Here is a 13,700-nt window from a genome sequence, read left to right on the forward strand (position 1 = left end):
GATGCCCAGACAATGCTGGGCAAGGTGCATACAGAAATGAAAACTTATTTCTTCGTTTCAGGAAGCACAATATTTAAAACCAGTGCGGCAATACCACCTGTTGCAACACCTGAACTAAAAATGTTACGGAACAATTCAGGCAGGTGCTCTAAAATTTGTGGTACTTGAGCAACGCCTAGACCTAATGCGAGTGAAATCGCAATAATGAGCAGGGCGCGACGGTCTAGATGTACTCCTGCAAGAATATTAATGCCTGATGCTGCTACAGCACCAAACATGACCATGACAGCACCGCCTAACACGGCTTGAGGAACGGCTTGAATCACGCCTGCAACCGCAGGAAGTAAACCCAAAATGACCAACAATGCGGCAATCCAGATACCGACGTAGCGGCTCGCAACGCCAGTAAGTTGAATCACACCATTGTTTTGCGCAAACACCGAGCTAGGGAAGGTATTGAAAATACCTGCGAGGAATGAGTTTGCCCCATTGACCAATACGCCGCCTTTAATGCGTTCCATCCATGTTGCACCATCGACTGGTTGGTTGGAAAGCTTAGAGGTTGCAGTAATATCACCAATCGCTTCTAAAGATGTGACCAGATAAATAAAAGCCATAGGAATAAACAAGCTCCAAGAGAAGCCAATTCCAAAGTGCATTGGTGTGGGTATTTGTACCAAAGGAGCATCTTTTAGACCTGAAAAATCGAGATGTCCCATAAAGGCTGCCAGCACATAGCCGACAATCAATGCGATTAAAATGGCTGAACTTTTGACCCAAGTAATATGAATACGGTTCAATATAATGATCAGTGCCAGCACTGTACACGACATGATTAAGTTGTCTGCATTGGCAAAGGTATTGTTTGACATGGCTTGATAGCCACCGCCCATGCTGATTAAGCCTTCCTTAATTAAAGTCAGACCAATCAACAGCACCACAATGCCTGTGACCAATGGGGTAATGAGCATTTTGACCCAAGGCAAAATACGCGAAACGCCCATCTCAATGAATGAACCTGCAATCACCACGCCAAAAATTGCCGCCATAACTGATTCTACAGGTGTGCCTGCAGCAACCATGGCAGACCCAATTCCAATAATTGGGCCAATAAAGTTAAAACTTGTGCCTTGGACAATCAGTAAACCTGCGCCAAAAGGACCCACTTTTTTACATTGTAAGAAGGTTGCTATGCCAGAAATAACCAAAGACATGGATAAAATCATGTTGGTATCTTTTTGGGATACGCCTAAAGCTAAGCAGATGAGTAAGCCCGGCGTAACAATCGGAACAATAATGGCAAGTAAGTGCTGAAAGGCAGCGAGGAAAGCAATCAGCGGCTTTGGACGGTCATTTAAACCATAGACCAAGTCAAGCTGATCTTGCGAATGGGGAGATTGATTCTGATGAGACATAAGCCAAAAGCTGTGGGCCAAGATGGCGCTATTCTAATCGAGTTACACGGCTTTACAAAACAAAATGCCGACCACTTGTGAAAAAAAATGAGCTTGTCAATAAACTGTCACTACTAAAATCTATTATTTTTCTGTATAATTTGCCCTCAAGTTTTAGACTTATCGAATTCTATGTCAGATATCAAAAATCTCCGCAATATTGCAATTATTGCCCACGTCGACCACGGTAAAACCACACTTGTCGATAAATTACTTCAACAATCAGGTGCTCTCGGTGATCGCGCAGGTGAGATTGAGCGTGTCATGGATTCGGGCGCTATCGAAAGTGAACGTGGTATTACCATTCTTGCAAAGAACACTGCAATTAAATGGACTGATGCTCGTACGAATACTGAGTATCGTATTAACATCGTCGACACCCCGGGACACGCAGACTTCGGTGGTGAAGTTGAACGTGTAATGTCGATGGTTGACTGTGTATTGTTATTGGTTGACTCACAAGAAGGTCCAATGCCACAAACTCGCTTTGTAACGCAAAAAGCGTTCGCGCGTGGTTTGAAACCAATCGTAATTATCAACAAAGTTGACAAACCAAGCGCACGTTGTGACTGGGTAATCGACCAAGTATTTGATTTATTTGATAACTTGGGTGCGACTGATGAACAGCTCGACTTCCCAGTTGTTTATGCATCTGGCTTACGTGGTGTTGCTGGTCCTTCTCCGGAAGAATTGGCTGACGACATGACCCCGTTATTCCAAACAATCGTTGACATTGTTGAACCACCAGCAGTTGATGCTGATGGTCCATTCCAAATGCAGATCTCTTCACTTGACTATAACAGCTTCGTAGGTGTTATCGGTGTGGGTCGTATTCAACGTGGTTCAATTGGTTTGAATACACCTGTAACTGTCATTGATAAAGACGGTAAGACGCGTAACGGCCGTATCTTAAAAATTATGGGTTACCACGGTCTAGAGCGTGTTGATGTTGACTCTGCTCAAGCAGGCGATATCGTATGTATCACAGGTATTGATGAACTTCATATTTCTGACACCATTTGTGATCCGAAAAATGTTGAAGCTTTACCACCATTGTCTGTAGATGAACCTACAGTGACCATGACTTTCCAAGTAAACAACTCACCGTTTGCAGGTAAAGAAGGTAAATTCGTTACTTCACGTAACATCCGTGAACGTTTAGACCGCGAATTAATTCACAACGTAGCATTACGTGTAGAAGATACTGACAGTCCAGACCGTTTCAAAGTATCTGGCCGTGGTGAACTTCACCTTTCAGTTTTAATTGAAAACATGCGTCGCGAAGGTTTCGAAATGGGCGTATCTCGCCCACAAGTAATCATCAAAGAAATTGACGGTGAAAAACAAGAACCATACGAAAACGTAACTTTTGACGTTGAAGAACAGCACCAAGGTTCTGTAATGGAACAAATGGGTAGCCGTAAAGGTGAAATGACCAATATGGAAGTTGACGGTAAAGGCCGTATCCGTATTGAAGCAACTGTGCCTTCACGTGGCTTAATTGGTTTCCGTTCAGAATTCTTGACCATGACTTCTGGTACAGGAATCATGACTTCAAGCTTCTCTCACTACGGTCCGATGAAACAAGGTACTGTTGCGAAGCGTCAAAATGGTGTGTTGATTTCTATGGTTCAAGGTACTTGCCTTGGCTATGCACTGTTCAGCTTACAAGACCGTGGTCGTCTATTCGCTAAGCCACAGTTAGAAGTTTACGAAGGTATGATCGTTGGGATTAACTCACGTTCAGACGATATGGTGGTTAACCCAACTAAAGCGAAACAGTTAACTAACGTACGTGCTTCTGGTACTGATGATGCGTTGACTCTTGTTCCTGCTGTTGAATACACACTTGAACAAGCGCTTGAGTTCATTGAAGATGATGAATTAGTTGAAGTAACACCTAAGTCAATCCGTATCCGTAAGCGCTGGTTGACTGAAAACGAACGTAAGCGTAACAAATAAGTTATTCTTATCTTCGGATGAAAAAAACCGCTGATTTTGATCAGCGGTTTTTTTTGTATAAGTTGTTCAACAAAGCGTTGTAGAAAATTTACAAAACCAAGTAAATTAGATGGAAATATATAGATTTCAATAATGTATACTTCATCACATAAATTAAAGTCAAAAAATAACTGGAGATTTCAATGAGCATTGTTCAAGAGTTTCGCGAATTTGCGGTAAAAGGCAACATGATTGATTTGGCTGTCGGTGTGATCATCGGTGGGGCATTTGGTAAGATTGTTGATTCATTGGTAAAAGACATTATCATGCCGCTGATTACTGTCATCACAGGTGGTGGTGTGGATTTCACGCAAAAATTCTTTGTTTTGGGCGATAATCCGAATAACCTACAATCCTTAGATGAGTTGACCAAAGCAGGGGTAAATGTCCTGACTTATGGTAACTTCCTTACCATTTTAATTAACTTCATCATCTTGGCATGGGTGGTGTTTTTAATGGTGAAAATGATTAACCGTATGCGTCGTAAGCAAGAAGAAGCAGCACCAGAACCAGCAGCAACACCTGAAGATATTCAATTGCTACGTGAAATACGTGATGAATTAAAAAATAAATCTTAATCGATTTATATTTTATAAACGGCACTTTCAAGTGCCGTTTTTTATGTCATTAATTGCACATTAAAGGGCTAGTTTTTGTACATTTTTCCGATTAAGATGCGCGCTGATTTTTAACTAAAAGATGAAGATCCGATGAATCGATTGTTTGTCTACGGAACCTTACGCCCAAATCAGGAAAATGCGCATATTTTAGAAGGCATTGGCGGTACATGGCAAAAAGGCTATGTAAATGGTGTGGTACACATTTTGGATTGGGGGCCAGACCAAGGATTGCCCGCAATTGTACTCGACCAAGCAGCCCCGAAAGTAGAAGGTTATTTTTTTAGTACAGACAAATTGATTGAACATTGGGCTTCGTTAGATGCCTTTGAAGGCATGCAGTATCAACGGGTCACGGTTCAAGTTGAATTGGAATCGGGCGAACGAACGGATGCTTGGATATATGCAATGAAAGCGGCTTAAACCGCTATCAAAAGGGCAGTGCCTAAAATCATATAGGCGCTGCTTTGCGGGATCATTTTAGAATGCCATACGGAATTTTATTTCAACCAAATGAAAGCCAAATTGACTTTTCACTGGACCATGCAAGACGTGCTCAGCCGCAGTAAAGACCAGTTTATCAATAACGGGCACCAATTGTCCCTTTTTCACCTCACCCAGTTCACCACCACGCTTACCCGAATTACAGGTCGAGTATTGTTTGGCAATTTTGGCAAAATCGGCACCATCTAAAATTTTCTTTTTTAACTGCTCAGCTAACTCTTTATCTTTGACCACAATATGTCGAACAATGGCTGTTTTCATTTGATCTTACCTCGCTTGATTGCTGTCGTTTTAGCTACCTGTTTCAAGGGTTGGCATTGTGGGCAGAAGACACTTGCACGTTGCCCCAGTTTTAAATTTTCCAATGTTGTTTCACAGTTCACACACATTTCACCAGCACGACCATAAGCGAGCAGGGTTTGTTGAAAGTAGCCATTTTCCCCCATTGCGTTACTATAATCTCGTAGCGTTGATCCGCCCAGTTGAATGGCGTGCTGTAAGATTCTTTTGGTTTCCTGCACCAGTTTTTCAATTTGCTGCATAGATAAACTTGAGGCCATTTGTGCTGGATGTATGCCTAAATTGAATAGGCTTTCAGTGGCATAGATGTTGCCTACACCCACCACCACATGATTATCCATGAGTGCAATTTTTATGCCGACCTGTTTGTTTTTCAGTTTTTGGCTTAAATAATCTGCATTAAATGCTTCGCTGAGAGGTTCAGGTCCTAAAGGGGCAAGCAGTTTTGCTTCAGTTTCTGCATCCCACCAAAGAATGCAACCAAAGCGACGCGGGTCGTGATAGCGCAATTGAATGTCATCAAATTGAAGAATTAAATGATCGTGTTTGCGTTTTTCTTCATGTGTTTCACACAATCTAAAACTTCCTGACATACCTAAATGCCAAAGCATCCGATCTTGTTCAAATTCCGCCAAAATATACTTAGAGCGACGCGTGAGTTTGAGTAGTTTTTGTCCTTGTAAGCGGTGCAAATCATCAGGTATCGGCCAGCGTAAACGTGGCTCAAAGACTGTAACGGATTGAATATTTTGCCCAATCAGCGGGAGCAGGCTGGTTTTGGTGGTTTCAACTTCAGGTAATTCAGGCATAAGCTTCAAAATGACGGTTCTAAGACAACAAGGCTAATATCGGGCTGAATAGGCGGGAATGCAAGCCTTTTCAAAATCTGATCGCTTTCTTTTGAGGATGGGACTTCAACAATAGATGAAAAGAGTATTTGCAGCCTCGGCATAATCTGTATAACGTGATAAGTCACGAAAATTAGAATGATGAGGCATCGCATGTCACGCTTATTTCAGCCCATTCAGTATGGTTCACTCTCTGTCAAAAATCGCATCGTAATTGCGCCAATGTGCCAATATTCAGCCAACGATCAAGGTGAGTTGAGTTATTGGCATGAGCAACAATGGGGTAACTATGCCTTATCGGGTGCGGGCTTATGTATTATTGAAGCAACAGCAGTGCAACCTGAAGGACGAATCAGTTTTGCCGATTTAGGATTGTGGAATGATCGACAACGCGATCAAATGCAGCAGTTATTGAAGAAAGTACGTTCAATCTCTCCAATGCCTTTTGCGATTCAATTGGCGCATGCAGGGCGTAAAGCATCTACGGATAAGCCTTGGTTAGGCAGAGGACAATTTACTCCAACAGAACAACATGGTTGGCAAACCGTTTCTGCCAGTGAGGTGACATTTAATCCGAAAGATATTCCTCCACATGCATTATCGACGGCTGAGCTGAAGCAGGTTCAGCAAGATTTTGCCCAAGCTGCCATTCGTGCTGTTGATGCAGGATTTGATTTAATTGAGTTACATGCAGCGCATGGTTATTTATTGCATCAATTTATGTCACCACTGGCGAATCAGCGTCAAGATGAATATGGTGGCGAGTTTGAAAATCGCATTCGGATGACCTTAGAAACTTTTCAAGCCATGCTTGATGTTGTACCTCAAGGCTACCCAATTGGTGTGCGTCTTTCGGCCCAAGATTGGTTTGATGGCGGTTGGACGGTTGAGGAATCGGTTGAATTGTCGAAACGCCTGCAACAATTGGGGGCTGCCTATATTCATGTTTCCAGTGGGGGTTTACATGTAGAGCAGGCGATTCAGATTGGTGCGAATTATCAAGTTCCGTTTGCGCAAGCTGTAAAACAAGCCATTGATATTCCAGTGATTGCAGTGGGGTTGATTACGGAAGCTCAACAAGCAGAACAGGTGTTGCAACAAGAGCAAGCCGATGCTATAGGCTTAGCACGTGCAATGTTGTACGACCCGCGTTGGCCTTGGCATGCTGCAGCAGAATTGGGTGAAACTCTGGAAATTGCACCACAATATCTGCGTTGTCAGCCGCATGGCGTGAAGCAATTATTCAAGCCATTTTCGGAATAAACCAAGGCTGAATTCATTGTTGGCGTAGAACCTTCCCGCAATCATACCGTGATGATTGCATGCTAAAGCATAGCAAGGAGGCATTTTGAAAAAGCGTTGGTATGGAGTACACATGTGGTCTTAAGTATTATTTTGCCGATTATATTGTTGGTATTGCTTGGGTTTGCCTGTGTCAAAGGTGGCTTAATCCTGTCTGAACAGATTAAAGCGCTCAGTGCCTTCGTGATCAAGATCGCATTACCTGCATTTTTATTACATGCCTTAGCCAGTCGTAATCTAAATGAGATTTGGCACCCGAGTTATTTCATTGCGTATGGTGGTGGCTCATTACTGCTGTTTGTTTGTGCCTTTGTTTTATATCGGCATTATTTCCAGCATCGCTTAACTGCTTCGGCTGTTATGGCGATGGGGGCATCGATGTCAAATACAGGATTTATTGGTACTGCAATTTTGACCATGCTGATTGGTCAACATGCGGCAATTTATATTTCTCTGACATTGATTATTGAAAATCTGCTGATTGTGGCTTTGGTGTTAATGATTGCTGAGGCAGGACTACAGCAGCAGGGCAGTTTTAAACAGGTTGCCCTTCCAACGTTGGTTAATCTGCTGAAAAACCCCGTCATTTTCGCCATTATTTTAGGGATGAGCTGTGTGTTATTGGGGCTAAAATTGCCCGCTGCCATCGATCAGATTCTAGCAATGTTGGGGAAGACGGCATCGCCACTGGCGTTGTTTGTGATTGGTGGGAGTTTGGTGGGTATAGGTCTTAAAGCTGTTGATATACAAAGCCTTGTTTTGGTTTTCTTTAAAATTATTCTAATGCCATTGACCATTTTTCTTCTGTTTTCCGTACTGCCGAATGTCAGTCAGGAAATGTTGTATGCAGGAACTTTATTGGCGGCATTGCCGATGCCCATCGCATTTGGCATATTTGGGCAGACTTATGGTTTGAATGAAAAAGCACTCACGCCTTTAATGCTCAGTACGGTACTGGGTTTTGGGGTTGTGAGTGGGCTAATTGCATTGTGGTGGGGATAGAAGTGCCGTACTTTCTAGCCAAAAAAATGCCCATCTTTAGATGGGCATTTTATATGAGCAAGTAATCAGGATAAATTAGCTTTTTTTCGCAGCTTTAGTGGATGATGCGGTTGATACTTTCGCCTGTTCAGCCATCATTTTTTCAACCACGACTAACGATTCTTGTGCTTGTGGTACATTTTCTTTGGCAAGTGCCACGAAGATTTTTTTCGCTTCAGGCAGATTTTGCGGCACGATATTGCCATTGGTAAACATATTACCTACTGCCATTAATGCAGGAATATAACCTTTCTGTGCCAAGCTTTGAATGCTGGCTAAACCTTGCTTAATCGGAGCTTCATCTTTGTTTTTGAATCCAGTGCTAATGTCATACAAGGCTTTAGCGTGAAGGGCTTGGAAATTCCCTTTTTTGATTAAAGGATCAAGCTTTTGTAATGCCAGTTTGTCCGAGGCTGGGTTATTTTCAGAAAAAAGTAACACCGCCAGATCAACTGTTGCATCGCTAAAACCTTTAGCAGAGGCTTTTTCAAAATACTGTTTTGCTTTCGCTGTATCTTGTTTTAAACCCAAAGTACCTGCTAAATAATTTTTGCCAAGTACATAGTCCGCAACGGGGTAACCTTTACTGGCAGATTGCTCGTAAAGCTGAATGGCTTTCTTTTCATTTTTGGTTGTGCCTTGCCCCATTTGGGTTAAATAACCTAAATTGTAAAGGGCTTGAGCATTGCCTGCCTTGCCAAGTTTTTCCAATGCCTGATAGGCACCCGTCATATTATTGGCTTTGACCATGGCTTCGACTTCAGTAAAAGCGGGATCTGCTGTGGCAGGTTTGCTTTCGGCAAATGCGAATTGTGTGGACATCGCGATTAAACTAGCAAGAATTATTTTTTTCATCTTTTAAAAACCTTGTAGGGCATTCACACAATTCCATCTGTGTGTCGGGTAGAGAAACAAATATATAATAAGTTGAATTGACCGAATGTAAATATAGCAATTGTGTTTTGCTTAAAATTATTGTTATTGATTTGCCAATATTCATCAGTGTTTAAATTCACTCAATTAGAGCTTGTGAACGTAACCACGCCATATACCCGATATGGGGTGGTGAATATGACAATTCATGTATCTTGACAGGCTGAGTGGAATCTTAAAGTTTACACCAAATGATATTTTCGCCATCTAAATCTACAGTAAAACTAAATTTGCTATCATCGCTTACCAATAAAGAATTCGGTGTTTTCAATAAGACTTTAAGAATCGTGCCTTCTTCGAAGACTTTCGCGGTGTGATTTTCTTTTTCTAGGGTAATTGGTTTAATCAGTTCGATGACAAATGATTCCATATTATTCTCCTCATCAATTTAGTTAATTTTATGGCAACAGTCTAACATTATTCCTTTCAGACATAGATTGCCCTACGTCTGAAATACAAAAAAATTCATGGAATAACGATGAAAAAATTCTATCGATCTTGATAAAAATCGAAACTCTATTTCACATCTTGCTGCTTTTTTAGTAATAGCCAATCTATAAGCAAGATATAGGGAGGCTGATTGATTACCAATATAATCATTATGTAAAAGAATCAATCGTTATGGACGAAAGGTCAGTGTTGGAATGTGAAACCCTAATGGATAAAAAAGTATGCGATTGATCCACAAAAAGATTGCGCAAATGAGAATTATTTGCATAAATAAATGATTACAAAAGAAAAAAGTACAAATATCTGCAAAAGTTCGTACCAGAAATTACAAAATTAGGATTAGTATTCCAAGGATATCCATTCAAACAATTCAAGGATTTTCGGGTTCAATGTTTAAATCATTTTTTCCAAATCCCAAATGGTTTTTTATTTCGGTGTTGATCTGGTCAGTACTTAATATGACGTTGTGGTACACAGGAGGAAATACATGGGGGAGTGCCATTGGATGGCCACAGGGATATACCAATGCTGAGTTACCTGTAGGCGTGAGTCGCTTTTGGTCACCTTCATTTTTATGGTTTTATGTCTGGTTCTTTATTTCAACTGCATTATTTGCTTTGTTCTGGAAGTTTTTTTCCGACAATAAATGGCAACGTTGGTCGATTTGGGGTTCTGCCTTTATTTTGTTTAACATTTGGTTTGGCGTACAGGTCAGTGTTGCAATCAATGCTTGGTATGGTCCATTTTGGGACTTAATCCAAAATATGTTGGGCAAAGGCGGTAATATTAAAGACCTATATATGGGCACCTTAACCTTTCTCTACATTGCGATGGTCGCAGTGACTTTTGCTGTGATTAATGCTTTCTTTACCAGTCACTATGTATTCCGCTGGCGTACAGCGATGAACGAATACTATACAGAACGTTGGGAAAAACTACGCCAAGTTGAAGGGGCATCACAGCGTGTGCAGGAAGACACCATGCGTTTTGCCACCATTATGGAAGATTTGGGGGTCGAGCTGATTAAAGCGATTATGATTTTGGTCGCTTTCTTGCCTATTTTATTTGATCTGTCCAAACATGTGCCCGTATTACCGATAGTGGGAGAAGTTGAGCATTCACTGGTCTGGGCATCTATTATTTGGGCAATTTTTGGTACCGTATTATTGATGGTAGTGGGGAATAAGCTGCCAGGTTTGGAATTTAATAATCAGAGAGTGGAAGCAGCATATCGTAAAGAATTGGTATATGGAGAAGATCATGTAGATCGTGCGCAGCCTGCAACCTTAGCTGAACTTTTTAGTCGCGTACGCAAAAACTATTTCCGTCTGTATTTTCATTATGCCTATTTCAACTTGGTGGCAACGTGGTACCGACAACTTGATATTTTATATAGCTTAGTGGTGCTATTTCCGTCCATTGCAGCAGGAAAAATGACCTTAGGTTTGGTCAATCAGATTGGGAATGTTTTTGATAAAGTTCGTGAATCTTTCCAATATTTAATTATGTCTTGGAAAACCATTATTGAACTGTTGTCCATTTATAAGCGTTTGAAAGCCTTTGAATCGATTTTGGATGAATAATCGAACTGTTTATCGATTGAAAAGAGCCTGCATTTTGCAGGTTTTTTTATTTTGGCAAATAAGGTAATTCTGTTCAAAAATATGAAAAGCGTTAAACTAAAAATAATGATGACAATAAATAGCAGTATATTCCTGATGAAATGTATCACTTATTTTATTTCTGTAACGTGTTTAACTGCGGTTAGTGCGAGTGTGTTAGCACAAGACATTCAAGGGATGTCCTTTTCTCATGAAGATTGGGAGCTTTATTGTAGTAATACAGGTACATGCCGTGCGGCGGGTTACCAAAATGATGATCTCAGTCAATCAGAACCTGCATCAATACTTTTGACGCGTCACGCAGGGGTGAAGCAAACGGTAAAGGCAGAATTTGCTTTAGCGAGTTTTGAAGAAGAAGAATTGCCTGTGTCTAAGGTTCGCAATATTCATTTTTTTGTGAATGGTCAGGACTTAGGGGTGGTGAGTGTGGAGGGCAATGAGCTTCCTTTGATGGGGACGCTGTCTAAGTTGCAAGTGAATGCTTTATTAGAAGTTGCAGCTCAAAATGTCAAAATTGAATTCAAAAATCAGAACGTACATTGGCAAATCTCTGATAAGGGCATGACTGCGACACTGTTAAAAATGGATGATTTCCAAAAACGGATAAATACTGTCGGCGCTTTGATTAAAAAGGGACGCAACAGTGAAGCTGGAGTTTTAGCGGCTGCTCCAAAATTCGTGGTGAAACCAGTGAAGACCGCAAATCAACCTTATCGGACTTTAGCACCAACTCAAGCACACTATCAGGCATTGTATAAAACGTTGATGTCATCGCAGCCTAAAACGGAAGATGTTGCTGAAGGTTTTTGTGAAGGGATATATACAGGTGATGGACAGGAACCACAACCAATTCAACTGTATAAACTGAGTGGACAAAAGGTATTGGCCACAACGCTGTGCTGGCGTGCCGCCTATAATGAAGGTTATGGCATGTGGGTATTAGATACTTCACTTAAAGGTCCTGCAACTTTTATTACCGAAACTGCGTCAGATTTTTCGGAGGGGCATATTTATAGTGGGCAAAAAGGACGAGGCATTGGCGACTGTTGGGCTATTGCAGAATGGGTGTGGAATGGTCAACAGTTTGTGCAAACGGTCGATCGTTGGACAGGCATGTGTAAAGGTTTAGCCGCAGGAGGCGTGTGGGAGTTAGATAAAATTGAGGCAGTGCTGAAGTAGTTGGCTGATGATCATGTATTGAAACTAGGGTGGGTTATCTGGTTTTTATCCAATTGATATAAAACAATATTTTATTAGAGTGCATTCCTGTAGAGCCTATTTAAGAAAATTGTGTTAATTGATACAACGAAAAATTGAAAAGTAGAAATTGTTTAACATTAAATATAGTTTGCTTGATCTAGTTTTCAGTAAAAAATAAAAATGAAGAATAAAATCAGTGACCTATCGTTTGTTATTTTATGTAATTTGCGATATTTTTAAATAATAAAATAATTATTGAGAACGACGACGTGAATGTAAAACAATTTATTTTCATTGGGGCGATGGGAATGACTTTACAGGGATGTAACCACATCGGTAATTTCAGTACCGATTCCATCAATAAATATGCTACACCACAAGCGTTAATTGACCAGAAAAAATTGAATGCTGCGAATGGTGATGCGAAAGAATATGTTTATGATTGGGGACAACAACAAAAAAGCACTGAAACTCAAGCGTTATATCCACGTAAGTATTTAGGCAGTTATTGTCATGCTAAAGGTGGCAAATTTGCCTTGCTGTATAAAAGTAATTTGTATTTAGTCAAAGATCAGACACAGAAAAAGCGCCTGACGGGAAACAGTAATGTGAAGCAAGGTATCGGTGCTTATGAATGTGTATTACCCAATGAGCGTTGGATTGTTTCGATTGAACCTACCGCAGAAGGAAAGTTGGAAAGTCGTCTTGCAGCGCGTGCTGTGAGTTTACAAACCCGGATGCTGAGTGCGGATGAAGCCAAGCAATGGTATAAAAATGTAGCATCAAACTCGACAGAGAAAAAAACAGCGAAGAGCACTACAACGACAAAAAATAGCAAAACCGAAATAGCCAAAGAGTCTGACAATAAAAAAGAAGCAGAGAAAAAGAAAGAAAGTAAACCTACTGTAGTAGAAACAACGCAAACTGTAACTGCCCCAGCAGTTGAAACACCGCAACAGCAGCAGCTTAAAGCTTATGTCACTGCTCGTCGTGATTTAAGCAAAGGGACCAATAAGTTAAATGCCTGTAACAATGCCCAACGTGCGTATAACTATGGAAAATTGGCAGGAACCAATGCAAATGTATACACAGATTCAGGCATGCTCGTTGCACGTTGTTTGACCAGTGTGCCTGCATACAGCACTCGTTTTTCTAACCCGAAAGGACAAGCCGATAAAATTCTGCAAAATCTTGCTAGCAACTATAACCATGCAGGTGCTAAGCGCATGTTGAAACAGGGACGATAAGTCGTTTAACGGTCAGTTAAAGTGGATCAATGGAATTGGGGCAGTCAGCAGCAGACCCAATTGAAAACGCATACCTTATTACAAAATCAAGGGGGCTATTTTTATTGGTATTGCAACAAATCATCGACCATACATCATCAATCGCCCGTGATGAAATAGCTCATCTATGGGTTGCGTTCCC

At 41.1% G+C, this 13,700-nt stretch carries 13 protein-coding genes; 8 read left to right on the top strand and 5 right to left on the bottom strand.

Features of this window, described 5'->3' with window-relative positions:
- Positions 1 to 44: 44 nt before the first annotated feature.
- Positions 45 to 1,415 (bottom strand): uracil-xanthine permease family protein, encoded by a 1,371-nt coding sequence (locus DCO44_RS05980; protein ID WP_116760014.1) that lies wholly within the window; start codon positions 1,413 to 1,415, stop codon positions 45 to 47.
- Positions 1,416 to 1,586: 171 nt separating this feature from the next.
- Between DCO44_RS05980 and typA the strand changes: the two genes are divergently transcribed.
- The 3 genes from typA (at position 1,587) to DCO44_RS05995 (ending at position 4,495) form a co-directional block, all read left to right on the top strand.
- On the top strand, positions 1,587 to 3,416 hold the full coding sequence (gene typA / locus DCO44_RS05985; RefSeq protein ID WP_116760016.1) for a translational GTPase TypA: 1,830 nt from the start codon (positions 1,587 to 1,589) through the stop codon (positions 3,414 to 3,416).
- Positions 3,417 to 3,598: 182 nt separating this feature from the next.
- Positions 3,599 to 4,033 (top strand): large conductance mechanosensitive channel protein MscL, encoded by a 435-nt coding sequence (gene mscL, locus DCO44_RS05990; RefSeq protein WP_116760018.1) that lies wholly within the window; start codon positions 3,599 to 3,601, stop codon positions 4,031 to 4,033.
- A gap of 132 nt (positions 4,034 to 4,165) precedes the next feature.
- Positions 4,166 to 4,495 carry a gamma-glutamylcyclotransferase family protein gene (locus DCO44_RS05995; protein WP_116760020.1) on the top strand — a complete coding sequence of 110 codons (330 nt, stop codon included), beginning with the start codon at positions 4,166 to 4,168 and terminating at the stop codon, positions 4,493 to 4,495.
- Positions 4,496 to 4,552: 57 nt separating this feature from the next.
- Here DCO44_RS05995 and DCO44_RS06000 read toward each other — a convergent pair whose 3' ends face one another.
- Both DCO44_RS06000 and mutM read right to left on the bottom strand, forming a co-directional pair.
- Positions 4,553 to 4,837, bottom strand: a complete 285-nt coding sequence (locus DCO44_RS06000) for a peptidylprolyl isomerase (protein WP_116760021.1) — start codon at positions 4,835 to 4,837, stop codon at positions 4,553 to 4,555.
- Positions 4,834 to 5,685, bottom strand: a complete 852-nt coding sequence (gene mutM / locus DCO44_RS06005) for a bifunctional DNA-formamidopyrimidine glycosylase/DNA-(apurinic or apyrimidinic site) lyase (RefSeq protein ID WP_116760022.1) — start codon at positions 5,683 to 5,685, stop codon at positions 4,834 to 4,836. Before mutM ends, DCO44_RS06000 begins: the two co-directional genes overlap by 4 nt.
- 192 nt (positions 5,686 to 5,877) lie before the next feature.
- On the opposite strand from mutM, the gene DCO44_RS06010 reads away from it, so the two are divergent.
- Together DCO44_RS06010 and DCO44_RS06015 are read left to right on the top strand one after the other, a co-directional pair.
- Positions 5,878 to 6,987, top strand: a complete 1,110-nt coding sequence (locus DCO44_RS06010) for an NADH:flavin oxidoreductase/NADH oxidase (RefSeq protein WP_116760023.1) — start codon at positions 5,878 to 5,880, stop codon at positions 6,985 to 6,987.
- Positions 6,988 to 7,101: 114 nt separating this feature from the next.
- Complete coding sequence (locus DCO44_RS06015; RefSeq protein WP_116760024.1) at positions 7,102 to 8,028, top strand: AEC family transporter; 927 nt, start codon at positions 7,102 to 7,104, stop codon at positions 8,026 to 8,028.
- A 75-nt stretch (positions 8,029 to 8,103) separates the two neighbouring features.
- Here the strand turns inward: DCO44_RS06015 and DCO44_RS06020 are convergent, their stop codons facing one another.
- Positions 8,104 to 8,922: a tetratricopeptide repeat protein gene (locus tag DCO44_RS06020; protein WP_116760026.1), complete on the bottom strand. Its 819-nt coding sequence runs from the start codon at positions 8,920 to 8,922 to the stop codon at positions 8,104 to 8,106.
- A 253-nt stretch (positions 8,923 to 9,175) separates the two neighbouring features.
- Complete coding sequence (locus tag DCO44_RS06025) at positions 9,176 to 9,370, bottom strand: hypothetical protein (protein ID WP_116760028.1); 195 nt, start codon at positions 9,368 to 9,370, stop codon at positions 9,176 to 9,178.
- Between the two features lie 469 nt (positions 9,371 to 9,839).
- Here DCO44_RS06025 and sbmA point away from each other — a divergent pair, with 469 nt between their 5' ends.
- The 3 genes from sbmA to DCO44_RS06040 all read left to right on the top strand — a co-directional run bounded on the left by sbmA (position 9,840) and on the right by DCO44_RS06040 (position 13,519).
- Positions 9,840 to 11,033 carry a peptide antibiotic transporter SbmA gene (sbmA, locus tag DCO44_RS06030; protein ID WP_116760030.1) on the top strand — a complete coding sequence of 398 codons (1,194 nt, stop codon included), beginning with the start codon at positions 9,840 to 9,842 and terminating at the stop codon, positions 11,031 to 11,033.
- A 144-nt stretch (positions 11,034 to 11,177) separates the two neighbouring features.
- Entirely contained in the window at positions 11,178 to 12,251 is a 1,074-nt protein-coding gene (locus DCO44_RS06035) for a DUF1176 domain-containing protein (RefSeq protein WP_416224521.1), read from the top strand.
- Positions 12,252 to 12,541: 290 nt separating this feature from the next.
- Complete coding sequence (locus DCO44_RS06040; protein ID WP_228157516.1) at positions 12,542 to 13,519, top strand: hypothetical protein; 978 nt, start codon at positions 12,542 to 12,544, stop codon at positions 13,517 to 13,519.
- Positions 13,520 to 13,700: the final 181 nt, after the last annotated feature.

The sequence above is a fragment of the Acinetobacter sp. AM genome, assembly GCF_003105055.1.
Lineage (GTDB): Bacteria > Pseudomonadota > Gammaproteobacteria > Pseudomonadales > Moraxellaceae > Acinetobacter > Acinetobacter tibetensis.

Coding starts and splice junctions, on each gene's coding strand:
- DCO44_RS05980 (WP_116760014.1), bottom strand. CDS start 1,415: ATGTCTCATCAGAATCAATCTCCCCATTCGCAAGATCAGCTTGACTTG.
- typA (WP_116760016.1), top strand. CDS start 1,587: ATGTCAGATATCAAAAATCTCCGCAATATTGCAATTATTGCCCACGTC.
- mscL (WP_116760018.1), top strand. CDS start 3,599: ATGAGCATTGTTCAAGAGTTTCGCGAATTTGCGGTAAAAGGCAACATG.
- DCO44_RS05995 (WP_116760020.1), top strand. CDS start 4,166: ATGAATCGATTGTTTGTCTACGGAACCTTACGCCCAAATCAGGAAAAT.
- DCO44_RS06000 (WP_116760021.1), bottom strand. CDS start 4,837: ATGAAAACAGCCATTGTTCGACATATTGTGGTCAAAGATAAAGAGTTA.
- mutM (WP_116760022.1), bottom strand. CDS start 5,685: ATGCCTGAATTACCTGAAGTTGAAACCACCAAAACCAGCCTGCTCCCG.
- DCO44_RS06010 (WP_116760023.1), top strand. CDS start 5,878: ATGTCACGCTTATTTCAGCCCATTCAGTATGGTTCACTCTCTGTCAAA.
- DCO44_RS06020 (WP_116760026.1), bottom strand. CDS start 8,922: ATGAAAAAAATAATTCTTGCTAGTTTAATCGCGATGTCCACACAATTC.
- DCO44_RS06025 (WP_116760028.1), bottom strand. CDS start 9,370: ATGGAATCATTTGTCATCGAACTGATTAAACCAATTACCCTAGAAAAA.
- sbmA (WP_116760030.1), top strand. CDS start 9,840: ATGTTTAAATCATTTTTTCCAAATCCCAAATGGTTTTTTATTTCGGTG.